Annotated in this window: 21 protein-coding genes; 7 read left to right on the forward strand and 14 right to left on the reverse strand. The window is 65.4% G+C overall.

The window, feature by feature from the left end; translation table 11 throughout:
- Positions 1-19: 19 nt before the first annotated feature.
- The gene (locus ACE04A_RS04415; RefSeq protein WP_448717595.1) at positions 20-289 is read right to left on the reverse strand and encodes a hypothetical protein; all 270 of its coding nucleotides are present in this window, start codon (positions 287-289) and stop codon (positions 20-22) included.
- A gap of 112 nt (positions 290-401) precedes the next feature.
- On the opposite strand from ACE04A_RS04415, the gene ACE04A_RS04420 reads away from it, so the two are divergent.
- From ACE04A_RS04420 to ACE04A_RS04430, 3 genes are all read left to right on the forward strand, one after another.
- On the forward strand, positions 402-3,557 hold the full coding sequence (locus tag ACE04A_RS04420; protein WP_448717596.1) for a CheR family methyltransferase: 3,156 nt from the start codon (positions 402-404) through the stop codon (positions 3,555-3,557).
- A complete protein-coding gene (locus ACE04A_RS04425) occupies positions 3,550-3,927 on the forward strand; it encodes a response regulator (RefSeq protein WP_279997452.1) in 378 nt (125 codons plus the stop codon). Before ACE04A_RS04420 ends, ACE04A_RS04425 begins: the two co-directional genes overlap by 8 nt.
- 88 nt (positions 3,928-4,015) lie before the next feature.
- Positions 4,016-5,113, forward strand: coding sequence for a mechanosensitive ion channel family protein (locus ACE04A_RS04430; protein ID WP_279997451.1), 1,098 nt, complete (start codon positions 4,016-4,018; stop codon positions 5,111-5,113).
- A gap of 3 nt (positions 5,114-5,116) precedes the next feature.
- Here ACE04A_RS04430 and ACE04A_RS04435 read toward each other — a convergent pair whose 3' ends face one another.
- Positions 5,117-5,371: a hypothetical protein gene (locus ACE04A_RS04435; protein WP_279997450.1), complete on the reverse strand. Its 255-nt coding sequence runs from the start codon at positions 5,369-5,371 to the stop codon at positions 5,117-5,119.
- A 120-nt stretch (positions 5,372-5,491) separates the two neighbouring features.
- Here ACE04A_RS04435 and ACE04A_RS04440 point away from each other — a divergent pair, with 120 nt between their 5' ends.
- The 3 genes from ACE04A_RS04440 (at position 5,492) to ACE04A_RS04450 (ending at position 7,879) form a co-directional block, all read left to right on the forward strand.
- Positions 5,492-6,004 carry a CinA family protein gene (locus tag ACE04A_RS04440; RefSeq protein WP_279997449.1) on the forward strand — a complete coding sequence of 171 codons (513 nt, stop codon included), beginning with the start codon at positions 5,492-5,494 and terminating at the stop codon, positions 6,002-6,004.
- A gap of 220 nt (positions 6,005-6,224) precedes the next feature.
- On the forward strand, positions 6,225-7,061 hold the full coding sequence (locus ACE04A_RS04445; protein ID WP_259245683.1) for an alpha/beta fold hydrolase: 837 nt from the start codon (positions 6,225-6,227) through the stop codon (positions 7,059-7,061).
- A 395-nt stretch (positions 7,062-7,456) separates the two neighbouring features.
- Positions 7,457-7,879: a GreA/GreB family elongation factor gene (locus ACE04A_RS04450; RefSeq protein WP_259245682.1), complete on the forward strand. Its 423-nt coding sequence runs from the start codon at positions 7,457-7,459 to the stop codon at positions 7,877-7,879.
- A gap of 117 nt (positions 7,880-7,996) precedes the next feature.
- On the opposite strand, the gene pcaG is transcribed toward ACE04A_RS04450, so the two are convergent.
- The 7 genes from pcaG to mdlC are packed head-to-tail and all read right to left on the reverse strand — an operon-like array spanning position 7,997 to position 16,150.
- Entirely contained in the window at positions 7,997-8,602 is a 606-nt protein-coding gene (gene pcaG, locus ACE04A_RS04455; RefSeq protein ID WP_259245681.1) for a protocatechuate 3,4-dioxygenase subunit alpha, read from the reverse strand.
- 13 nt (positions 8,603-8,615) lie between these two features.
- Positions 8,616-9,326 (reverse strand): protocatechuate 3,4-dioxygenase subunit beta, encoded by a 711-nt coding sequence (gene pcaH / locus ACE04A_RS04460; RefSeq protein WP_279997467.1) that lies wholly within the window; start codon positions 9,324-9,326, stop codon positions 8,616-8,618.
- A 25-nt stretch (positions 9,327-9,351) separates the two neighbouring features.
- Complete coding sequence (locus ACE04A_RS04465; protein ID WP_279997447.1) at positions 9,352-10,296, reverse strand: ketopantoate reductase family protein; 945 nt, start codon at positions 10,294-10,296, stop codon at positions 9,352-9,354.
- Positions 10,293-11,744 (reverse strand): MFS transporter, encoded by a 1,452-nt coding sequence (locus tag ACE04A_RS04470; protein ID WP_485819889.1) that lies wholly within the window; start codon positions 11,742-11,744, stop codon positions 10,293-10,295. The genes ACE04A_RS04465 and ACE04A_RS04470 overlap by 4 nt, the downstream gene beginning before the upstream one ends.
- 28 nt (positions 11,745-11,772) lie before the next feature.
- On the reverse strand, positions 11,773-12,963 hold the full coding sequence (locus ACE04A_RS04475; RefSeq protein WP_448717602.1) for a 4-hydroxybenzoate 3-monooxygenase: 1,191 nt from the start codon (positions 12,961-12,963) through the stop codon (positions 11,773-11,775).
- A 40-nt stretch (positions 12,964-13,003) separates the two neighbouring features.
- Complete coding sequence (locus tag ACE04A_RS04480; protein ID WP_448717603.1) at positions 13,004-14,467, reverse strand: aldehyde dehydrogenase family protein; 1,464 nt, start codon at positions 14,465-14,467, stop codon at positions 13,004-13,006.
- 36 nt (positions 14,468-14,503) lie between these two features.
- Entirely contained in the window at positions 14,504-16,150 is a 1,647-nt protein-coding gene (gene mdlC / locus ACE04A_RS04485) for a benzoylformate decarboxylase (RefSeq protein WP_485819890.1), read from the reverse strand.
- Positions 16,151-16,348: 198 nt separating this feature from the next.
- Between mdlC and ACE04A_RS04490 the strand changes: the two genes are divergently transcribed.
- Positions 16,349-17,260 carry a LysR family transcriptional regulator gene (locus ACE04A_RS04490; RefSeq protein ID WP_448717605.1) on the forward strand — a complete coding sequence of 304 codons (912 nt, stop codon included), beginning with the start codon at positions 16,349-16,351 and terminating at the stop codon, positions 17,258-17,260.
- Here ACE04A_RS04490 and ACE04A_RS04495 read toward each other — a convergent pair.
- The 5 genes from ACE04A_RS04495 to ACE04A_RS04515 all read right to left on the reverse strand — a co-directional run bounded on the left by ACE04A_RS04495 (position 17,257) and on the right by ACE04A_RS04515 (position 23,469).
- Entirely contained in the window at positions 17,257-19,002 is a 1,746-nt protein-coding gene (locus ACE04A_RS04495; protein ID WP_259245674.1) for a long-chain-fatty-acid--CoA ligase, read from the reverse strand. The genes ACE04A_RS04490 and ACE04A_RS04495 overlap by 4 nt on opposite strands.
- A 37-nt stretch (positions 19,003-19,039) precedes the next feature.
- Positions 19,040-20,191, reverse strand: coding sequence for an acyl-CoA dehydrogenase family protein (locus ACE04A_RS04500; protein ID WP_448717606.1), 1,152 nt, complete (start codon positions 20,189-20,191; stop codon positions 19,040-19,042).
- 26 nt (positions 20,192-20,217) lie between these two features.
- On the reverse strand, positions 20,218-21,042 hold the full coding sequence (locus ACE04A_RS04505; protein WP_448717607.1) for an SDR family NAD(P)-dependent oxidoreductase: 825 nt from the start codon (positions 21,040-21,042) through the stop codon (positions 20,218-20,220).
- A gap of 17 nt (positions 21,043-21,059) precedes the next feature.
- Positions 21,060-22,244, reverse strand: coding sequence for a lipid-transfer protein (locus tag ACE04A_RS04510; protein ID WP_485819891.1), 1,185 nt, complete (start codon positions 22,242-22,244; stop codon positions 21,060-21,062).
- An 88-nt stretch (positions 22,245-22,332) separates the two neighbouring features.
- Positions 22,333-23,469 (reverse strand): AraC family transcriptional regulator, encoded by a 1,137-nt coding sequence (locus tag ACE04A_RS04515; RefSeq protein WP_448717609.1) that lies wholly within the window; start codon positions 23,467-23,469, stop codon positions 22,333-22,335.
- Positions 23,470-23,596: the final 127 nt, after the last annotated feature.

Genomic DNA, 23,596 nt, shown 5'->3' on the forward strand with positions numbered 1-23,596 from the left:
CGTCGCCCCGCCCCCGCTGTCATGGTTTGCTGCGCGAACCCGCACCCCGATTACGTTGGCTCTGCTGGTCTTGGCCCGTGCCGATCTGCGTGACGTGCCCTTCTTTCTTGGTCCGGTTCTGCGTGTCGCCGTGGCTGGCTTGCGCCTCGCGGGGCGTGTCGTCGGACGAAGGGTTGGGTTTGGTGTCTTTGGGTTTCATCGCAATGCTCCCTTTAACGGTTTGGACCTTGGCAAGCAGCAAGCGGCATTCCTGGAAATAGTCCGGTATAGCGAGCGCGGACAGCACCATTCATGGCTACAGCGCCACACAAGTATGTAGATTTTTCCGTCAGGGACACAGCGCGTTTCAGCATGCTAAGGTCGTCGAATATCATCACGGCTTTCCACCAATTCGGATAAACATGTCCCCAGCCAGCACCGCGTTTGTCGTAGGAATCGGCGCCTCCGCCGGAGGCGTTGAAGCGCTGGAGCATTTTTTTGCCGGCATTCCGCCTTCTCCGAACATGAGCTTCATCGTCGTGACTCATTTGGGAAGCGGGCGTACCAGCCATATGCCGGACATCATCGGGCGCCACACGGCGCTGCCGGTACACAGCGCGCAAGACGACATGCTGGTCGAGAACAACCAGATCTACGTGCTGGCCGCGGATGCCGATATTTCGCTCAGCCAGGGCCGGATCAAGGTTGCAGCCACGGCCGGCGCCCGCAAGGGACGGCGGCCGATCGATCGGTTCTTTACCTCGCTTGCCAAGGATTACGGCGCACGCGCCGTGGGCGTTGTGCTGTCCGGCAGCGACTCCGATGGCACCCTGGGGCTGAAAGCCATCAAGGAGTACGGTGGTATCACCATGGCGCAGACATCCAATGGAAACGGGCCCGCCTATGAAGAGATGTCGGGCAGCGCCATCAGTGCGGGCATCATCGACTTTCCCCTGCCCGCCGAAGAGATGGGCGCGCGCCTGCGCCAGCTTGATACCGACTTCGACCTGCCCTTCGGCCCCATGGCCGAGGATGAAGACAGCGGCGCCGTAGCGCCCGAAATGGAAAACATCAAGTCGGAAATCTACGAACTGCTGCTGACCCGGACCGGCCACGATTTCAGCGGCTATAAAAGCAAGACCTTCATGCGCCGCGTGCATCGCCGCATGAAGGTGAACCAGTCCAAAACGCTGGAGGGCTATCTTGAATTCCTGCGCCAGACGCCGCAGGAAGCGGGCGCCCTGTTCCGCGATCTGCTGATCAGCGTGACGGATTTCTTTCGCGATCCCGATGCCTTCGAGGCCCTTTCGCAGCAAGTCATCCCGCAGTTGCTTGAAGGCCGTGGCGTGGCAGATACGGTCAGGGTGTGGGTGCCTGGCTGCGCCACCGGCGAAGAGGTCTATTCGCTGGCGATTCTGCTGCGCGAGCAGATGGACAAGATGGACCTGCCGCCGCGCGTGCAGTTGTTCGCCACCGATATCGACGAACGCGCGCTCAGCGTCGCGCGGGCCGCGCGCTATCCCGCCGCATTGCTCGATAGCGTGACGCCCGAACGGCGCGACCGCTTCTTCATCGCCGACGGCGAAAGCTATATCGTCAGCAAGCAGGTGCGGGAACTCTGCATTTTTTCGCCGCACAACGTGCTGCGCGATCCGCCCTTTTCCCGCATAGACCTGGTGTCCTGCCGCAACCTGCTGATCTATTTCGGCGGCAACATTCAAAAGCAGGTGATCCCGACGTTCCACTATGCGCTGCGCAGTGGCGGCTATCTGTTCCTGGGCATGTCGGAAAACACCACGCAGTTCTCCGACATGTTCGGCTCCGTCGATAAAAAGCATCGCATCTTCCAGCGCCGCAGCGACATCGGCGTTCGGCCTCGCCCCCATTTCAGTTTGCCCTCCACCGGCATCCCGAACGCCCAGGACTTGCTGCAACGCCGTGTGCCGCCAAGCTCAGCCGGCCTGCGCCAATCCATCGACTCGCAAGTGCTGGGACAGCATGCGCCGCCGCACGTGCTCGTCAACAAGGACGGCGACGTGGTGTATTACTCCGGCCGTACCGGCAAGTACCTGGAAGCGGCCGCGGGCGTGCCCACGCGGCAGATCCTGGCGCTGGCCCGCAAAGACCTGCGCCTGGACCTGCGAGCCTTGCTCAGCGACGCCATGGCCAGCGGTGCGTCCGCCACGCGCCGCAACGTAGCGATAGAGGGCGACGACGGGCGCGTTCAACTGCTGCGCCTGACGGTCGACCCGCTGCTCGACAACCGCGAAGGCGAGCCCCTGTACCTGGTGCTGTTCACCGATGACGGCCCGCCGGTGAGCCGGGAAGAAGCAAACACCTATCTGCATGCCAAACAGTCGGGCATGGCCGAGCAGATCGAAAGCGAACTGCGCGAAACTCGCGACCGCCTGCAATCGACCATCGAAGAGTACGAAACCGCGCTCGAGGAATTGAAGTCGTCGAATGAAGAACTGGTGTCGGTGAACGAAGAGTTGCAGTCGTCCAACGAAGAACTGGAAGCATCCAAGGAAGAACTGGTGTCGCTCAACGAAGAGCTGCACACCGTGAATGCGGAACTGCAAGGCAAGGTGGATGAGCTTGATCGCAGCAACAGCGACCTGCACAACCTGTTTGATAGCACCGCCTTCGCGACGCTGTTCCTGGACGGCAACCTGGTCATCCGCAGCTTCACGCCACCGGTCTGTGAAGTCTTCCGGATCTTACCCAGCGACCGCGGCCGCCCCATCACTGACCTGGCCAGCCGGGTGCCGCTGCCCTCGTTCGCGCAAGACATCCAAGAGGTGTTCCGCGCGCAGACCATCATTGAGCGCCGCATCGACGCCAGTGGCGATGCCAAGCAGTATCTGCTGCGCCTTGCGCCCTACCGCGATTCCAACAACCGCGTGGATGGCGTCGTGGTCACCTTCATCGACATCACGCAGATCACGCAGGCTGAAAAACGGCACCGCATCCTGATCGCCGAACTTCAGCATCGCACCCGCAATTTGCTGGCGCTGGTGCAGAGCATTGCGTTTCGCACGCTGGGCCGTGGCGAACCGTTTGATCGCCTGAACAGCCGGCTGTCGGCGCTGAGCCGAGTGCAGGGTTTGTTAAGCGACGTTTCGCCCGAGGCCATCGATTTCGCGGAAATCGTACGCCGCGAATTGGACGCAGTGGGACACGGGCAGCATGTCTCGGTGCAAGGCGAACCCACCTTCATCAGCGCGGAATGCAGCCAGTCGCTTGCCTTGGCGTTGCATGAACTAGGCACCAACGCCGTCAAGCATGGCGCCTTGAAGCACGCGGGCGGCGAACTTGCCGTGCACTGGCACACGCAGACGCAGGACGACGAGAAAACGCTGGTCATCGACTGGCGGGAATCCGGCCTGCCCACGCCCCCGGACACAGACCGCAGGGGGTATGGACGCGAACTGATCGAACAGGCCCTGGGTTTCACCCTGCAAGCACGCACCACCATGGACTTCCAGCCGGACGGCCTTCGTTGCCGCATCGAAGTGCCGCTACGCGGATCATTCAATACCAACGCGGCACTGAATACGAGGGACCAAGATGGCTGAATCTCTGCCTCTGTCTTCGTGTCGATTATTGATCATCGAAGACGAATACGTCATTGCCGAAACACTGGCCGAGGCGCTGCGTGAAGCAGGCGCCAACATCGTGGGCGTGATCGGATGGCTGGACGAAGCAACGCGCTTTGCCAGCAACCATGCCGGCGAGTTCAACTGCGCGGTGGTGGATATCAACCTGCACGGTGCGCTGTCGTACCCGCTGATCGACATGCTGTCCTCGCAAGGAGTACACGTCGTACTGTTGACGGGCTTCGGCGTGGAGGCGCTGGAAGCGGCTTACCGCGAATTTCCGCGTTGTGAAAAGCCATTCAATCAGGACAGGCTTATCGGCATGCTCTGCTCCAAATTCGGCGCATAGCAGCGTTCAACCCGGTATACCCAACCCGGTATAGCCCACTCGGCACAACATTTGCTGCCCGCCCCCAGTCCAACCCTGCGGAGGCGGTATGTTGAGTTACTGGATTGCGCAGATGCGCGCGCTGTCGGACCACCCCATTGCGCTATGGCTGATTGCCGCAGCGGTGGCCGCGGCTGTTTTTCTCTTGCTGATGGTGGCCTTCCGCTTGGTGCGCACGCGCCTGGAACGGCGGGCCGACATGCCCGGCCAGACCTGGGCGGCGTCCACCCTCCGGGTCATGCAGCGCACCAGCTGGATCCTGCTGGCCATATTCTCTTTGCTGATCGGCATCGATGTGGCGGGCGCGCCCTTCCCCTGGAGCGAAGGCGGCGCGCAGCATCTCTGGTTCGTGCTGATCGCCCTGCAACTGGCGCTGTGGCTGGACCGCGCCGTGGACGTGGGTTTAAGCCGCGCGATGCCGGCGCGGGGCACGGTGACGGCCACCTTGCTCAGCTTCCTGCTGCGCGCCCTGGTGTGGGTCATAGCCCTTTTGGCCATGCTGGACAACCTGGGCGTGAACATCACCGCGCTGGTCGCCAGCCTGGGGATCGGCGGCGTGGCGGTCGCGCTGGCCGTGCAGACCATTCTTAGCGACCTGTTCGCCTCGATATCCATCGGGCTGGACAAGCCCTTCGAGGCGGGGGACTTCATTGTGTTCGGGCAGGTCGCCGGCAGCATTGAGCACGTGGGCTTGAAGACCACGCGCATTCGCAGCCTGGGCGGCGAACAGATTGTCTGCTCGAACACCGAGCTGCTCAAGCAGACCATCCAAAACTACAAACGCATGCAACAACGGCGCATCGTTTTTTCGGTGCGGGTGACGTACCACACCGATGTCGAGCAGGTGGCGGCGGTGCCGGGAATTATCCGCGCTCAGATCGAAAGCCAGGCCGACACGCGCTTCGACCGGGCGCATCTGGCCCGGTTCGGCGAAGGCGCGCTGGAGTTCGAAGCGGTTTATTACGTGCTGACGGCCGACTACAACCACTACATGGATATCCAGCAGGCCATCAACCTGGGCATCATGCGCGCCTTGCAGGCGGCGGGAATTTCGCTGGCGCTGCCCGAGCAGATCCTGCATTTTCGGCGGGAGGCCGCGGCCGACAAGGATCAAACCGGGGACGCCGCCGCGCCCGCCGGGGCTTGAACCTTACAGACCGCGCGTGCTGCGCAGCCATTCCTGGTCGGCTGCGTTCGCATCGCCCAGACGATCAATGCCGGGGGTTTGCTGAGGATCCACGCCGGGCATCGGGTTGGGCAGCGCATCCGGCGGCCAGCGCCCATTCTGGTCGCGCTCCTGCCCCGGCGCGCGGCGGTCGGGGTTTTCGGCGGGTGATTGATCGGGTTGGCCCGAGCCACGCTCTGGGGAAGAATGATCTTGCTGCTTTTTCGAAGGGGTGCTCATCGCAAGCTCCTGGTTTGTGAGGAAATACCGCGGATACGGCACGCGGAGCAACTGGCGTGCCCACGTGGCCGGCAGGCACGCCAGTTGCTCCTTTCCTGACGTCCCCGCAGGAGCCCAGCAATGAACGCTATCGAACGAGTTGCCGCATTCATGCACGAAAACGATCTGACCCTGGTGACCGCCGAGTCATGCACGGCGGGCCTGATCGCGGCCACCCTGGCCGATATCCCGGGCGCGGGCCAACTGCTGGATTGCGCCTTCGTGGTGTATTCGGTGGAAGCCAAGCAGCGCTGCCTGGGCGTGCCCCAATCGACCCTGGCCTCGCACAACCTCACCAGCGAGGCGGTCGCGCGCGACATGGCCTTGGGGGCGGCGCGCAAAAGCCCGGCCAACGTCGCCGTGGCGAACACCGGCGTCACGGATGCCACGGACGACCGCATTCCCAGCGGCACGCAGTGCTACGCCTGGGTGTTCAAGACCGGCAAGGCCGATGCCAGGCCCGTGGTCTACACCGCCACCCGGCGATTCTCCGGAGACCGCAACCGCATTCGCCAGGCTAGTGCCGAATTTGCACTTGAGGGCGTGATGGAGCACTTCCTGGCGATGCGCCAAGGGACGGATCGGTCTCGATGACTCCGCCCCATCCGGCCTAGTCCGGCTCATCCGGCCCGTTCCGGCCTGATCCGCCGCCCTATCCGACCCCAAGATGATTTTGTTCAAAGCTGCTTGATAACGTACAAGCGCGGGTGCCCCGGCGGCGCTACGCTCAGGGTTTGGCGGCGCCGGGGCTTGCCCGAGTCCGCGCCTGTTCCGGCGCCGCCCCACCTGTGGCACCTACCCGGAGTCGACACTCATGAGCACCATCACCACCTCTGACGGCGTGCAGATTTTCTTCAAGGACTGGGGTCCTAAATCGGCCCAGCCCCTGATGTTCCACCACGGCTGGCCCCTGTCCAGCGACGACTGGGACGCCCAGATGCTGTACTTCGTCAACAAGGGCTTTCGCGTCATCGCGCACGATCGCCGTGGCCACGGCCGCTCCAGCCAGGTCAGCGAAGGCCACGACATGGACCACTACGCCGCCGACGCCTCAGCCGTGGCCGAACACCTGGACTTGCGTAACGCCGTCCACATCGGCCACTCCACCGGTGGCGGCGAAGTGGCGCGCTACGTGGCCAAGTTCGGCCAACCGCAGGGCCGCGTCGCCAAGGCCGTGCTGGTCAGCGCCGTGCCGCCGCTGATGGTCAAGACCGAGGCCAACCCGGGTGGCCTGCCCATCGAAGTGTTCGACGGTTTCCGCGAGGCGCTGGCCGCCAACCGCGCGCAGTTCTACGTGGACGTGGCCGCCGGCCCCTTCTACGGCTTCAACCGCTCGGGCGCGAAGGTGTCGCAAGGCGTGATCGACAACTGGTGGCGCCAAGGCATGGCGGGCGGCGCCCTGGCGCATTACCAGGGCATCAAGGCCTTTTCGGAAACCGACCAGACCGAAGACCTGAAGGCCATCACCGTGCCCACCCTGCTCATGCACGGCGACGACGACCAGATCGTGCCGATTGACGATGCCTCGCGCCTGGCAATAAAACTGCTGAAGAACGGCACCCTGAAGGTGTACGAGGGCTTTCCGCACGGCATGCTGACGACGCACGGCGACATCATCAACCCGGACCTGCTGGCGTTCATCAAAGGCTGATTGCCAAGCGGCTACAACTAAGCGGCGAAACCAAGCGGCGAAAAGCAAGGGGCGAAGCAATTTCGCCCCTTTTTCGGAATATTCCGACACTACGACCCGGCTTTGTTCTATATACTCGCCTATTGCCGACAGCAGATTGGGCGCCAAACGCGCAAAACCTGCACGCTTCGACGCTTGAATCAGCCCCATAGGGCACGCTTCGGGTCCATAACCGGCTTCACAGCCGGTCATCAGCCACCAAGGTGGCGCACCCCGACACGATTCGCACCGTACGCTTCGTCGCGGCACCGCTTGAATATTCTCTTCCCAAAGCGCTGTCATCTCCTCCATTGCCTCGTCCCGCGCAGCCCGCAAGGCCTACGCCTAGCGAGGCCTTTCGTCCAAGAAGAACCGACATGAACGCCGTGCCGCAAGACAAACTGATTACCGCCCTGGACCACGCCCGCCTGCTGGGCATGATCACGCGCCCCGCCACCGCCGCCACCTTGCCGCGCGATGCGGTCGACGCGGCGCAAGAACTGCTGGATTCGGCGCCCATCATCGCCATCGAAGAAGTCACCCCGGACATCATCACGATGCGTTCGCGCGTGCGCTTGCTGACCGACAAGGGCGATGAAATGGTAGTCACGCTGTGCTATCCGGCCGACGCCAACCTGGCCCAGGGCCAGGTGTCGGTGATGTCGCCACTGGGCTTGAGCCTGATTGGTTCCCGCACGGGCCAGCGCGTTACCTGGACCGCGCCCAACCAGACCGAACACTCCGCCAGCATTGAAGAAATTCTGTACCAGCCCGAAGCGGCGGGCGACACCACGGCCTGAAGTAGTGGGCTGAAATATTGGGCTGAAACGCAGGCCTGAAGCATCGTCCAGAAGCATCGGCCAGAAATTCCGGGCGCCCCGTGCCAGCACGCGGCCCCCGGCGTACGTATAGGGCCGCTACAGATCAAAGAACACGGTTTCGTACGGCCCCTGCATGTGTACGTCAAAGCGGTAGATCACGTTGCCGCCGCGCACGTCCCGGCGAGCCACAAGCGAGTGGCGCCTTGCCGCGGGCACGGAATTCAACACCGCATCTTGCGCATTCGCGTCGCTCTCATCGTCGAAGTACACGCGCGTGAACACGTGGAGCAATAGCCCGCGCATGCTGAGGATCATGTCGATGTGCGGCGCTTCGCCTTCGGCTTGCGGCCCGGGCTTGACCGTATCGAACGTATAGCGGCTGCCCGGGTCCGTACCGGTGCCACAGCGTCCAAACCCTAGAAAGCCCATGGACGATGCCTCGTATACGTTGCGCGGATACCGGCCCTGCCCATCTGCCTGCGAGATCTCGACCAGCGCGTCCGGGATGGGGACGCCCTCGCCGTCCAGCACGCGGCCTTGCAAGCGGATGCGCATACCGCGCGCATCGTCGCTGGCCAGCGCGGTATCAAACGGCTGGTCAAAATCGTAGCCGTATTGCACCGCCGTCAGGCCATAGGCGAAATACGGACCCACCGTTTGCGACGGCGTCTGCCCAAAGTTGTCTTGCTGTCCCTGCATCATGTCGCCTTTCCTTTTAGCGATGTTCAAGAGGCGTCTGGGCTGCCCCGCGCAGCACGATGTCAAACTGGTAGCCCAGCGCAATGCCCGCTTGCGTCAGGTCCAGGCTGAAATCCGCCACCAGCCGGCTACGCGCTTCGGCGGGGGTGCCCAGGTAGATGGGGTCATAGGCAAGCAGCGGGTCGCCCGGAAAGTACATCTGGGTGACGAGACGGCTGGCGAAGTGACGGCCGAACAGCGACAGATGAATATGCTGGGGCCGCCATGCATTGGGGTGGTTGCCCCAGGGATAGGCGCCGGGCTTGATGGTCACGAATCGGTAGCGCCCCTCGGCGTCCGTCAGGCAGCGGCCCGCGCCCAGAAAGTTGGGATCCAGCGGCGCGTTGTGCCGATCCGTCTTGTGCACATAGCGGCCCGCCGCGTTGGCCTGCCAGATTTCAATCAACGTGTGCGGCACGGGCCTGCCCTGGTCATCCAGCACGCGCCCGGCCAGCACCATGCGTTCGCCGATGGGTTCCCCGTTGCGGCGCGCGTTGCGCGTGAGGTCGTGGTCGCGCTTGCCGACGCAATCGTGGCCGTACACAGGCTGGCGCATTTCGCCCAGCGCCGCCGCCAGCGGCACCAAGGGCAGCACGGGGCCGCGCCAGGCAGTCGATTGGTAGCCGTCGCAGCGGTATGGCGGGTGGCTTTGCCAATCACGTGGGGACAAAGCCGTAACGGCATCCAGAGAACTTTCCATGGTTGTGACCTTTTCAGCGGGAATCCAATTGACGCGCCTGAATCAAGCGGACCAGGCCCAGCAACATGGTGGTGTTCGGCACCGCCACACCGGCCTGCCGCGCACGCGACACCACTTCGCCATTGATCGCTTCGATCTCGGTAGGACGCTTGGCCAAGACGTCCTGCAACATCGACGGCTGGTGCGCGCGATGATGGGCGATGGCGTACGCGACGCTGGCCTGGCAGGCGGCCTCGTCGGCGTCGATGCCTGCCGCGCGCGCCACGGCGATCACTTCCGCCACCACCGCCCGCGCCAGCGCCGGGCCATCACTGGCGTGGGCCAACTGCCCCACCGCGCAACCGGTGACGGCGCACAAGCCGTTCAACGCCGCGTTGAACGCCACCTTTTCCCAGATTGCCGCCCAGACATTGGCATCGACTTCGCATTGCAAGCCCGCCGAGTCCAACGCGCCGGCAATGCGCCGCGCCTGGGCATCCGCTTCACCGTTTGCCGGCAACAGGCGGATCTTGCCCGCGCCGTGCGACCTGACATGCGCGAGGCCAGCCAGATCGGCCGGCCACGTCGTCATGCCAACCAGCAAGCGCGCCGGGTCCACGTGACGCGACGCGGCCTCCAGGTTGCCCAGCCCATTCTGCAAGGTCAGCACCCGCAGCGGTGCGTCAGCGGGCGCCGCGTGCAACAGCGCCGCCACGCTGCGCAGGGCGGCATCGGTGTGCAGGCTTTTGGTGAACAGGATGAGCAGGTCGGGCACGTCGCGGTAGTGCTCGGGCCGCAGCACTGTCAGACCATGAATGCGCCGATCTCCGCGATCGGTTTCCAGCCGCAGGCCCTGGGCGCGTATGGCGTCCAGGTGCGCGTCATTCACATCCAGCAAGGTGACGTCCTGGCCACTTTCACTTAGCAAGCCCCCAAACAGGCACCCCATGGCGCCCGCGCCCAGCATGGCGATCTTCATCGTGAGACTCCCGCCGCGGCAACGCCGCCCACCGGTGCTGCCATGCGCTGGCCGGGAAAATGGCGGCGCACGGACAGCAAGGCAATCAAGGCAAACACCATGACCGTGCCCAACATCGTCAGGTAGCCCTGCGCGCCCCACAGTGTGATGACCGAGGCGCCCACAAACGCGCTGAGAATGGCGCCCAGGCGACCGAAGGCCAGCGCCCCCGCCGTGCCGGTGGCGCGCACGCCAGTGGAATACACATAGGCGCACAGCGCATACATGGTGGACTGCACGGCGTTGACGAACAGCCCATGCACGCCAAACCCGAACACCAGCAGCGATGAACTCTGCCGCACATCCACCAACAACATCAGGAAGGCGCTACCCAGCGCGCCCACGCAGCAGATGGCAAGCGGCACGCGCGAGCCCCAGCGCGTCATGGCGACCGCGCACACCAAGGCGCCGATCACGCCACCCAGGTTGTAGGCGGTCAGCCCCGACCCCGCCACCGACAGTGGCAAACCTTCCGAGCTGAGCATCGTAGGCAACCAACTGAATGCGCTGTACACCGCCGTCAGGCACATGAAGAACGCCACCCAGATGGCAATGGTGTCAAAGCGATAGGTGCTCGTGAACAAGGCCCGCACACCGCCCTGCTGCTTTGACGGCTGCTTTTCAATGGCCTGCTCGACCGCGTCCGTGTAGCGCACGCCTTCCGGCATGGGACGCCCCATGCGGCCCAGCAGCTTGCTCAGTTCGTTCCAGCGCTCGGGTCGGCGCGCCAGGAAACGCGGTGATTCCGGCAGTGCGGCCATCAACGCAAAGCCCAGCACGATGGCCAAGGCGCCGCCGATGAAGAACGACGCGCGCCAGCCATACAGCGGCAATACATGGCCCGAGAAGAACCCCGCCAACATGCCGCCCAGCGGCACGCACACGATGGTGGCGGTTACCGCCAGCGTGCGTCGGCGCGCCGGGGTGAATTCAGCGGTCATGGTGGTGGAACTGGGTAGCGCACCGCCGATGCCCAGCCCGGCGACAAAGCGCAGCACGGCCACGGTCAGCGCGTCCGGGGCCAGCCCAATCGCGCAAGTGGCGGTACCGAATACGAATACGCTGACAATCACCGCCATGCGGCGTCCGTAGCGGTCGGCGAAGAGGCCTGCGCAAGCGCTGCCGATACCCATTCCGATCAAGCCGGATGCGACCGCCGGCGCGAACGCTTCGCGCGTGATGCCCCATTCCTGGATCATCATCGGAATGGCAAAGCCAATCAGTTGACCGTCAAAGCCGTCCATCACGATCGACAAGGCGGCCAGCATCACCACCCATTTCTGCATGCTCGTGAAGGGGCCATCGTCCAGCAAGGCGCCTACGTCGGCACTGCCACGCAAGGGCACCGCCGCGGGTGCCGATGTCGGTGCCGATGTAGACGCCGCGTTGTTCGGTGAAATCCAGGTCATGTCATTCAGCTCCGTAATCTTTCGCGCTTCAATCCCAGAGCGGCCCGACGGGCAGCCCCACATAGTTCTCCGCCAGCGCGGTGCACGCCGCGCGCGAACGGGTCAGGTAATCAAGTTCGGCGTCTTGCAGCTTGCGTTCAAAGGCATCAGCGCCCGGCGCGCGGTGCAGCAACGACGTCATCCACCATGAAAACCGCTGCGCCCGCCAGACGCGGCGCAAGGCCGTGGCGCTATAGGCGTCAAGCAGGTCTTCGCGGTGTTGTCGATAGAACCGGATCAAGGCACGCGACAGCAAGCGCACATCGGACATCGCCAGATTCAGGCCCTTGGCCCCCGTGGGCGGCACCACGTGCGCCGCGTCGCCCGCCAGAAACAGCCGGCCGTGCCGCATCGGTTCAGTAACACTGCTGCGCATGCCGATGACGGTCTTGTCAAAGATGACGCCCTCTTTCGGCTGCCATCCATCGCGGGTGGCCAACCGGGCGCGCAACGTGGACCAGATGCGGTCATCGGACCAATCTTCGGGTTGATCGCGGGGGTCGCATTGCAGATACATGCGCTGTACCTGCAGCGACCGCGTGCTGACCAGTGCGAAGCCGTCGTCGCCCAAGGCGTAGATCAGTTCGTCGGATGACGGCGGGGCCTTGCACAACATGCCCAGCCATCCGTAGGGGTAGCGGTGTTCAACCGTTTGCAGCGCCTGCGGGGCGATGGCGGCGCGGCTGACGCCATGCGTGCCGTCGCAGCCAACGATGAAATCCGCCTGCACGGTTTGAAGCTTGCTGCTGTGGCCGCCATAGCGCACGAAGGGTCGCGACGATGCCAGGTCATGCAGGCTGACGTTGGCCACCTCAAAGCGCAGGTCCCCGCCCGAGGCCAGCCGCGCGTCCACCAAGTCCTTGATGACTTCGTGCTGCGCATAGACCATCACCGCGCGCCCGCCGGTCAACTCAACAAAATCAATGCGCCGGTCCACGCCGCCCACGCGCAGCACGGTCCCTTCGTGCCGGAAGCCTTCGCGGCGCATCCGGCCGCCCAGGCCCGCATCGGACATCAGGTCCACCGTGCCCTGCTCCAGCACACCCGCGCGGATGGTGGCGCAGATGGCGTCGCGGCTGCGGCGTTCCAGTACCACGGATTCAATGCCCTGCAAGTACAGCAAGTGCGACAACATCAGCCCAGCCGGGCCGGCCCCTATGATTGCTACCTGAGTGCGCATGGTCCGCCTCTACTCTTGAAAGCTGTCTGGCGTCATAACGTCAGAACGGGTCGTCGCGCGCGGTGGTCTGCACCGTGATCCAGCGCAGGTCGGTAAAGGCGTCGACACCGGCCTTGCCCCCGAAACGGCCAATGCCGCTGTCCTTGATGCCGCCAAACGGCATCTGTGCCTCATCGTGAACCGTGGGGCCATTGACATGGCAGACGCCGGATTCAATGCGGCCCGCCACGGCGATAGCCCGCCCGACGTCGCGGCCGAACACCGCCGCGGCCAAGCCGTAGTCGTTGTCGTTGGCGCAGGCCACGGCTTCGTCCACGCCGCTCACGCGCACAATGCCCATGACCGGCCCGAACGCCTCTTCGCGGTAAAGCCGCATGCTGGGCGTGACGTGGTCGATCAAGGTGGCGGGCATCAGCACGCCGTCGGCCTTGCCGCCCGTGACCAGACGGCCGCCTTGCGCCAGCGCGTCGTCAATCAGGGCGTTGCAGCGTTCCACGATGCTCATGTCGGCAACCGCCCGCAGCACGGCCGGCTCCTGGTGGGAATCGTTCACCGACAGCGCTGCCGTGCGCTCGGCCAGCAGGGATACGAAGTCGTCCGCCACGGCTTGATCCACGATGATGCGTTCGGTGGCCGTGCAGCTTTGCCCGGCATTGGCGTAGGCGCCAAACACCGCCGCGCGCGTGGCGGCGTCCAGGTCGGCGTCGTCCAGCACCACGAACGGCGTCTTGCCGCTTAGCCCAAGCACGACCGGCTTCAAGTGGTTGGCGCAGGCGGCGGCAATACGCCTGCCGACTTGCGTAGACCCCGTGAAGCTGACCCGGCGCACGGCCCGATGCGCCACCATGGCTTCGACGACGGTGGCCGCCTCGGCGGGTGCGTTCGTAATGAAGTTGACAACGCCCGGGGGTAAGCCGGCCTCTTGCAGGGTGCGAATGATGAGTCCATGCGTGGCCGGGCACATGCCGCTGCCCTTGAGCACCACGGTATTGCCGCAAGCCAGCGGCGTGGCGATGGCGCGCACGGCCAGCACAACTGCGGCGTTCCAGGGTGCAATGCCCAGCACCACGCCGGCAGGCTGCCGAAGGGCCGTCGCCGTATTGCCCGGCACGTCGGAGGGAATGACGTCGCCGTTGATCTGTGTGGCCATGGCGGCGGCCTCAAGCAGCATGCCCGAGGCCAGCCGCACATTGAACGTCGCCCAGCCGGCCGACGCGCCGGTCTCGGCCGCCATGGCCTCGGCAAACAACGGGGCTTTGTCCTGCAACGCCCGCGACGCCTGGATCAGCAGCGCGCGGCGTGCTTCGGGGCCGGTCGCCGACCACGCAGTGAAGGCCGCCGCTGCCGCATCCACCGCGGCCAAGGCATCCTGCACGCTGGCGGCGGGCGCCACTGACGCAACGCTTCCATCCAGCGGATTGCGTCGTTCGAACGTGGCGCCGTCGCGTGCGCCCAGCGGTTCTCCGTTGATCAGCAGCGATACCTGCATGGGAGATACGTGCATGATGTTGCCTCCTTTGGAATGCGTCGCACCGTGCGCTCAGGCCACCCGCACTTCAACCAGGTTGGGGCCGCCGCTGGTCAAGGCCTCGGTCAGCACCGCGCCCAGGCGGGTAGGGTCGGATACGCGCACGCCGGGGCATCCGAGCCCCGTCGCCAGCGCCACGAAATCGATGCCGGGCAGATCGGTACCCATGACCTTGTCGTGCGGACCAAAGCCGAATGCCGGCGCGAAATCTTGCAGGGCGGCGTAGCGGCGGTTATTCAAGATGACGAAGGTGATGGGCAGCTTGTGCTGGCTGGCGCTCCATAGCGCCTGGATCGAATACAAGCTGGAACCGTCGCCAATCAGGCCGATGACACGCCGGCCGGGCTTGCCCAGCGCCACGCCCACGGCAGCCGGCATGCCATATCCCAGCCCGCCGCTGTCCATGGTGTAGAAGGTTTCGCTGCGCACGTGGGGCAGATAGTCCTGCATGACCGGCCGCGCGCTGGGGGCTTCTTCCACCACGATGTCGGCGGGGTCGCGCAGGCTGGCCAGGGTTTGCAGCACGAACGCGACGGACATCGGCGACGATGCCTGGACCGGGGCGCAGGTCTCGCGCCGCGCCGGCAAGGGGCGCATGCAGGGCGCCGGCCGCGTCAGCAAGTCTTGCAGGCAAAGCTTGATGCTGCCTACCGCCGCCCGGCCCGCGGGCGCCCAGGGGGGGGTGTCCGGATCATCCGTCAAGAGGCAGAGCTCGGCGCCGTCCGGCACGTGCGGCCCGGAGCCGTCAACGTGATAGGTGAACGCCGGGGCTCCCACGACCAGGATCAGGTCATGCCCCGCCAGCCGGCTGACGATGCCTTCGCGCGCGGCGGGCAGAAAGCCGGCGAACAGGCGATGGCGTTCCGGAAAGCTGCAGCGCCCCGACATGGGGGCGGCCCAGACACGCGCGCCATGCGATTCGGCAAGCGCAACGATTTCGTTCCAGGCGCCATCGCGGTCCACCGCGGCGCCCACCACCAACACCGGCCGCCGGCAGGCGTCCAGCAAGGCGCCGATGCGCCCGATGGCTTCGGGTTGCGGGCGTAGCGCGGTGCTGACGCAGCGGCGGGCGAGCGGCGGCGAAGGCGCATCCCAATCATCAACCGGCACCGAGACCAGCACCGGGCCGCGCGGCGGCATCATCGCCAAGTAATAGGCGCGCGCGATGGCCAAGGGCACGTCTTGGGCACGCGCCGGTTCGGTGCTCCATTTGACGTAAGGCCTGGGCATATCGGCCGCGTGGCTTGATGACAGAAAGGGATCGAAAGGCAAAATGCCACGCGCCTGCTGGCCGGCCACCACCACCATGGGCGTGCGGTTCTTGAAGGCCGTGAAGAGGTTGCCCATGGCGTTGCCGACGCCCGCCGCGGAATGCAGGTTGACCAACGAGGCGTTGCGCGTGGCTTGCGCATAGCCGTCCGCCATGCCCACCACGCTGGCTTCCTGCAAGCCGAGCACATAGCGGAAGTCGTCCGGAAAGCCGCGAAACATGGGCAGTTCGGTGGATCCGGGGTTGGCGAAAACCGACGTCATGCCGACGCGGCGCATCAGGTCGTAGACGGCGTCGCGAACGGTCAGCGCCGGTGCCGGCAGCGACGCGGCGGCCAGACCGTCGGCTGCGTCCAGCGGGTGCAGTAAACCAAAGGCGGATCCGGTCATTGCTGGGGTCCTTGCGGTGAAGCGCAGTGAAACTGCAGGGGAATTGCCGTGAAATTTCGGTGACGTCGCGAGCAGCCGGCGCGCGCTTTGGCGTGCGTGATGGCGGGCCTTTCGCACCGTCAACGAGGACGGCAGAGTGTCGCCCCCCCTAGCAGACTTGAGAATTGAAATATCGAGACAAAGTCATTACGCTTTGGCATGCCATTCGATCTTCACCAATTGGCGGCATTCAACGCGGTCGTTGCGGCTGGCAGCCTTGGCCGCGCGGCCGACGCCATGCACGTCACGCAGTCCGCGCTAAGCCGCATCGTCCGCCGGCTTGAAGTTCACGTTGGCGCGCCCTTGTTCGAACGGCATTCCAAAGGCATGCAACTGACCGACATTGGCCTGGCCCTGCTGCCGCATGCCACCTCGTTGCTGCGCGATGCCGAAGGCGCCAAAGAGGAAATCCGCGCGCTACTCGGCCTGGCCAAAGGCACGATACGCGTGGGCGCCGTGGGCAGCATCGCCTGTCAAATCTTGCCGACCGCGTTGACCCGCACCTGCCAGCGGTGGCCAATGCTGCAGGTGGAAGTGGTGGAAGGGGTTTGGGACCGACTGGCCGGCGCCTTGCTGTCGCGCGAGATCGACCTGGCTCTGGGCGCTCACACCCACGACACCGACGAGATCATCTCGGTGCCGGATTGCTGTTGGGAAGACACCAGCTACGTGGTGGCTGCCATCGCCCACCCGCTGCGCGAGCGCCGCGCGCTTAGCCTGGCCGACACGCTGACGCACAAGTGGGCCATCATGCCGCGCGGCACCGGCCCGTTCGAACACATGAAAGCGCTATTCACGCGGCATCGGCTGCCCACGCCCGAAGTCACGGTTGAAACGCGGTCCATCACCGTGTTGAAGAACCTGATCGCGCACTCGGATTTTTTGGGGTGGATGCCCGAACCCATGTATTACGCCGAACAGCGCGCCGGCCTGCTGGACCGCCTGCCCATCCCCGGTGCCTCCGACACGCGCACGCTGACGGCGTTCCGGCGTAGCCATGGCTTGCTGCCCCTGCCTGCCGCGAAACTGCTGAACGAATTGCGGCGGTTGGCCACCAACCCGCCGCCTTAGGCTGTCGCGCGTTGCGCCTCCTGCAACTGGCGCCACAGGATTTTCCCGGTGCTGGACTTGGGCAGCGCGTCCACGAACTCAACGATGCGTGGCGCCTTGTAGGCCGCCATGCGCGCGCGGGCCCAGGCAATCACCTCGTCTTCGCGGGCGCTGTCTCGCGCTTCGGGACGCAGCACCAGCAAGGCCTTCACCGTTTCGCCTCGGCAGTCGTCGGGCACGCCCACCACGCACGCCTCGTGCACGGCGGGATGTTCGTACAAGGCGTTCTCGACTTCCGCCGGCCAGACCTTGTAGCCCGATGCGTTGATCATGCGCTTGAGCCGATCGGTGATGAAGAAATAGCCGTCTTCATCCATGCGTCCCAGGTCGCCAGTGCGAAAGTAGCGCTCGCCATCCAGCATGAAGAAGGCCTCGTCATCGGCGGCCGGGTTATTCCAATAGCCTTGCATGACCTGCGCGCCGCGCGTCACCAGTTCACCCACTTCGCCGGGCGGCAACGCTTGCAAGGTGGCGGGGTCGACCACCCGCGTATCGACGCCGAAGGTCGGCACGCCGATGCACTGGCGCTTGTTGCGGTGCATGGGGTTGCAGTGCAGGAACGAAGCGGTCTCGGTCAGGCCGTAGGCTTCGTTGAAGATGATGCCGTAGCGGTCGGCCAGCATCGCCGCCACCGCCTCGGGCATGGGCGCGCCGCCGCCGCACAACAAGGCAAGGCGCGACAGGTCGAACGATTCAATCTCCGGCTGCGCGAAAAAGTCGACAACCATCGCGGGCGGCGCGGCCCAGACGCTGACGCGGTGCCGCGCCATCAGTTGCGCGGCCACCTGACGGTCCCAGCGCGGCAGCAGCACGACCGTGGCGCCCAACAGGATCGGCAGGTTCATGCAGTTCTGCATGCCCAGCAGGTGGAACAGCGGCGCCACGCCCATGATGACGGCTTCCGACGTCAGGCCGCGCCAGAGCTGCGAGCCCGTCACCGCCGCGCCCAGCGTGCCGTGCGTGTGGCGGCAGCCCTTGGGGCGGCCGGTGGTGCCGGACGTGTAGGGCAAGAGGCACAGGTCCTGCGCGCGGCTTTTATGCGGCGCGGGCGGGGCGTTGACCGCCAGCGCGCCATACCAAGGAACAGACCCGGGAACAGACGCGGGCGCAGACGCGGGCACAGCCCCGGACACCGTCCCCGGCACGGCGCCACGCACGCCACCCGATGCCTCGGCGTTGTGGCGCGGCGCGGCGACCCAGTCGGGTGGCACCACCCGGTCATCGTCATCCCCCGCGCCCAGGTAGTCGGAATAGGTGTGGACGATGATGCGGTCCAGGCGCCCGTCCTCAACAAAGCGTGCCAGCCGGGGCGCCAGTTCCTGCGCGGCAAAGGCCACCTGTGCGCCGCTGTCTTGCAGGTAATGCGCGAGCTCGTCTTCGGTGCTCATCGCGTTCACCGGCACCACCACCGCGTCGGCGCGCAGCACCGCGTAGTAGGCAATGATGAATTGCGGACAGTTCTGACTCAGCAACAGCACCCGGTCGCCCGCCTTGACGCCCGCGCCGTGCTGCAAATAGCCGGCCATGGCGTCGACCTCGCGCTTCAGGCGCGCGTAGTCCAGCACCATGTCGTAGAACACGATGGCGGGCTTGTCGGGATAGCGCGTGGCCGCGGCCTCCAGGTTGAAGTACAGGCTGGACCGAGGCTGGCTGATGTGCGTCGGCAGCCCCTTGGGCCAATACCGCAAATGCGCTTGCTGCATCCGTGTCTCCGGGTTCCCGCGCAAGGTGCTGTCCGCGCTAGGCGGTCATGCCCCGCGCGATGATTTCTTTCATGATTTCGTTTGACCCGCCGTAGATCTTTCCCACGCGCGCATCCGCATACATGCGTGCGATGGGCGTTTCCAGCATGTAGCCATAGCCGCCGTGCAGTTGCAGGCATTCATCGATGACCTGGCAGTTCATTTGCGTGGTCCACCACTTGGCCATGGCGGCGGTGGACAGGTCCAACGTACCTTGCAATTGCCGCGTAATGCAGTCGTCGACAAAGCGCGCGGCGATGGTGGCTACCGTTTCGCATTCGGCCAACTTGAAGCGCGTGTTCTGCATGTCGATGAGCGGCTGCCCGAACACCTGGCGCGTGCGGGTATAGGCCAGCGTGTCGTCGATGGCGCGCCGCATCGTGGCCACCGCCCCCACCGCGATCAGCAGGCGTTCGCGCGGCAGTTGCTGCATCAGTTGCACAAAGCCGCGCCCTTCCACTTCGCCCAGCAGGTTGCCGGCCGGCACGCGCACGTCGTCGAAAAACAGTTCGGTGGTGTCCAGGCTTTTCTGGCCCAGTTTTTCAAGCAGCTTGCCGCGCCGAAACCCGGGCAGGTCCTGTGTTTCCACCATGATCAACGAGACCCCGCGCGATCCGGCCGCAGGGTCCGTCTTGGCCACCACGCAGATCAGGTCGGCGTGCAAGCCGTTGGTAATGAACGTCTTGGACCCGTTGATGACATAGGCGTCGCCGTCGCGCCTGGCCGTGGTGCGCACGCTTTTCAGGTCGGACCCGGCGCCGGGCTCGCTCATGGCGATGGCGCCGACAAGTTCACCCGTGGCCATCCGGGCAAGCCAGCGCTGCTTTTGTGGCTCGGTGCCGTAGTTCAGGATGTAGTGCGCCAGGATGGCGCTGTGCACGTTGTTGCTGAAGCCATAGACCATGGCGCGCGCCTGTTCGGCCGCCACAATGGCCTCGTGCGCGAAGCTGCCGCCCGCGCCGCCATAGGCCTCGGGCATGCTGACGCAAAGCAGCCCCATGCGGCCGGCCTTGTGCCAGATGTCGCGATCGGCGTGTTGCTGCTTGCGCCATTTTTCCTCGTCGGGCGCGAACTCTTTTTCGAACAGGCGGCGCGTGGAATCCTGGAACAGCGTCAGGTCGGCGTCCATCCAGCCGGGGCGGGATTCCATTGGAGTATCCATTGACTTATCCCCGATCAAGGACGGCCGCCGCCCACGACCAGCACCTGTCCGCTGACGTAGTTGGATTCGGGCAGGCAGAACAGATACACAGCGCCCGCCGCTTCGGCAGGCGTGCCCGCGCGGCCAAGCGGGATCAGGCTTTCGGCGTTTTTCAGCACCTGCGGATTCACACCCACCTTGATCTGCCGCCCCTCGATGTCCAACGTGGCGTCGCCATCGGCCGCGGCTTCGGTCAGGCGCGTCTTGATCAGGCCGAACGCCACGCTATTCACATTCACTTTGTAGCGCCCCCACTCTTTGGCCATGGCGCGCGTCAGGCCATTGATGCCGGCCTTGGCCGCCGCGTAGTTGGCCTGCCCCGCGTTGCCCATCACGCCCGAGGTGGACGATATGTTCACCACCTTGCGGAACACTTCGCGTCCGTCGGCGGCCTCGGCCTTGGCCGCTTCGCGGATGAAGCCGGACGCGGCGCGCAGGATGCGGAACGGGGCCGACAGGTGTACGGCCAGGATCTCGTCCCACTGCTCGTCGGTCATCTTCTGGATGACGTTGTCCCAGGTGTAGCCGGCGTTGTTCACAATGATGTCCAGCCCGCCGAAGGTGTCGATGGCGGCGCCCACGAAGCGCTCGGCAAAGCCGGGCGCGGTCACGCTGCCGGGGCACGCCTGCGCCTGCCCGCCCGCCTGGCGGATCATGGCGACCGTATCGTTGGCGGGCGCCGGGTCCAGGTCGTTGACCACGACTTTCGCGCCTTCATGCGCCAGCTTCAGCGCAATTTCTTGTCCAATGCCGCGTCCGGATCCGGACACCAGCGCCACCTTGCCGTCTAGCGTACCCATCGTCTTTGTCTCCTGTTTCATGCCGCCTGGTACAGCGTGACGACGCAAGCGCCGCCCAGCCCCAGGTTGTGCTGCAAGGCCAGCCGCGCGCCTTCCACTTGCCGCAGGTCGGCCTGCCCGCGCAGTTGCCAGACCAGCTCGGCGCATTGCGCCAAGCCGGTTGCACCCAGCGGATGGCCCTTGGACAGCAGGCCGCCCGACGGATTCGTCACGACGCGCCCGCCGTAGGTGTTGTCGCCATCCAGGATGAATTTTTCGGCGCTGCCCTCGGGCGTCAGGCGCAGCCCTTCGTAGGTGATCAGTTCATTGGCCGTGAAGCAGTCGTGCAGTTCCACCACGTCGAGATCGTCGGGGTCCACGCCCGCGGCCTCGTAGACCTGGTCGGCGGCGGCCCGGGTCATGTCATAGCCGACCAGGCAGCGCATGTCGCCGGAGTCGAAGGTGGAGGGCGTGTCGGTGGTCATGGCCTGCGCCGCGATGCTGACGGCGGGCTTCAAGCCATGCCGACGCGCGAAGTCGTCCGAGCACAGGATGGCGGCCGCCGCGCCGCAGGTGGGCGGGCAGCATTGCAAGCGCGTCAAGGGCTCGAAGATCATCGGTGCATCCATCACGTCGGCCAGCGTGACGGTCTGGCGAAAGACGGCGTAGGGATTGCGCGCCGCATGCTGGCGCGCCTTGACGGAGATGCGCGCGAAGGTGTCGGCGCGGATGTCGTGCTGCGTCATGTAGCGGCGCGCGGCGCCGCCGAAGAACTGCGCGGCGCGAGGCTTGCCGGTGTCATAGCCTTGCGCGTCGGTCATCGCCTCGATGAATCCGGTCAATGGCGACGGCCGGTCTTCATAAACGCTTTTCAACGCGCCCGGCACCATCTGTTCAAAGCCCACGGCCAGTGCACATTCCACCGCGCCGCTTTCCACGGCCTGACGGGCCAGGAACAAGGCGGACGAGCCGCTGGCGCAGTTGTTGTTGACGTTGAAGACGGGAATGCCGGTCAGGCCCACGCCATACACCACCGCCTGGCCCGACGTGGAATCGCCGTAGACGTAGCCCGCGTAGGCCTGCTGCACGGCGTCGTACGGCACGCCCGCGTCTTGCAGGGCTTCCCGCGCGGCGCGCATGCCCATCACGGAATAAGGCTCGCTTGCGCCGGGCTTGCTGAAGGGGATCATGCCCACGCCGGCCACCCAAACTTTTCTATTCATGCCTGTTTCTCCTGGAGTGCTTTGCGCACCCCCGTTGCCTGGCCCATAGCTTCCCGCCGGGCGCGCAACGCGGCAATGGCCGCAGGCATCAAATGGATTGGCGGAAAGTGTCAGCGCCCGGCATCACGCGGGCGGGGCCGGGGTCGGGGCCGGGGTCGGGGCCGGGGTCGGGGCCGGGGTCGGGGCCGGGGTCGGGGCCGGGGTCGGGGGCCGGGGTGGGGCCGCACGCCAGTTGATTACGGCGATACTCGCCCGGCGACACGCCCGTCCATTTCTTGAAGGCGCGATGAAACGTGCTGGGTTCGGAAAAGCCTAAGCGCTCGGCAATCTCCATCAGGGACAAGTCATGCCGGCCCAGGTATTCAACGGCGGCGTCGCGCCGCAAGTCATCCTTCAGCACCTGAAAGCCCTGCCCTTCTTCGCGCAGATGGCGCCTGAGCGTTTGCGGCGTCATCGACAATTGCGCGCTGACCTGCGCCAAGGACGGCAACTCGGCAGACAGGTCGTTGCGCAGCAGGCGGCGGATGCGGTCGGTCAGCGTGGCGCGGTCTTGATACTTCACCAGCAGGTCAAAGGGGGCGTTGGCCAGAAAGGCATGCAGCGCCTGGGCGTCCTGCACCACGGGCAAGGCCAGCCAACGCGATTCCAGCCACAGGCCGGTGACCGGCTGCCCGTAGCGCACCGGCGCGTGAAAGACCCGTTGCGCGTCGGCGCTGCGCGTGCCCGCGTGGTAGTCCACGCCCAGGATGGGGATGCGGCGGCCCGCCAGCCAGTTGGCCACGCCCAAGGTGAAGAACAGGAAGGTACGTTCGCCATACCACTGCGTGCAGCCGGGTTCGCTTCGGGCGTCCAGCACGATGCGCGCGGTGTCGCCCGCCACGCAAAGCCGCGCGGTGAAGTCGCGCAGCACGCCGTGGTAGTAGCGAAACGCCACGCGCAGTGCCTGGCCCACCGTGCTTTCCTGCACCGCCAGGCGGCAGGCCTGGGCAAAGGCGCCCAGCGGCACCGGGCGCAGTCCCATGCCCAGGAAATCGTCGCGCGTGGCGCGTCGCAGCATCCGCAAAATTTGCGCGAACTGCGCCTGCGACACGCGCGCCATCGGCGCCTGCAACAAGGCAGGCGGCACGTCCGCGCGCCGCAGCACGCGCTCAACGTCCACGCCGCGCGTGCGGGCGCCTTGCAGGATCTGGGCGATGTGCCCCACGGCAATGGTGTGATGCGTCATGGCGGATTCCTACGGCTGGGGCGTGAACCGTCTGCGTCGATGGTAGCGAAAGGCATGCGGGCACGGAACGCCCGGCGTGAGCATTCCCGCCAAGCCGAATCAGCGATTTCGCCATTGGTTCGCCGCA

The sequence above is a fragment of the Achromobacter colocynthidis genome, from assembly GCF_057334535.1.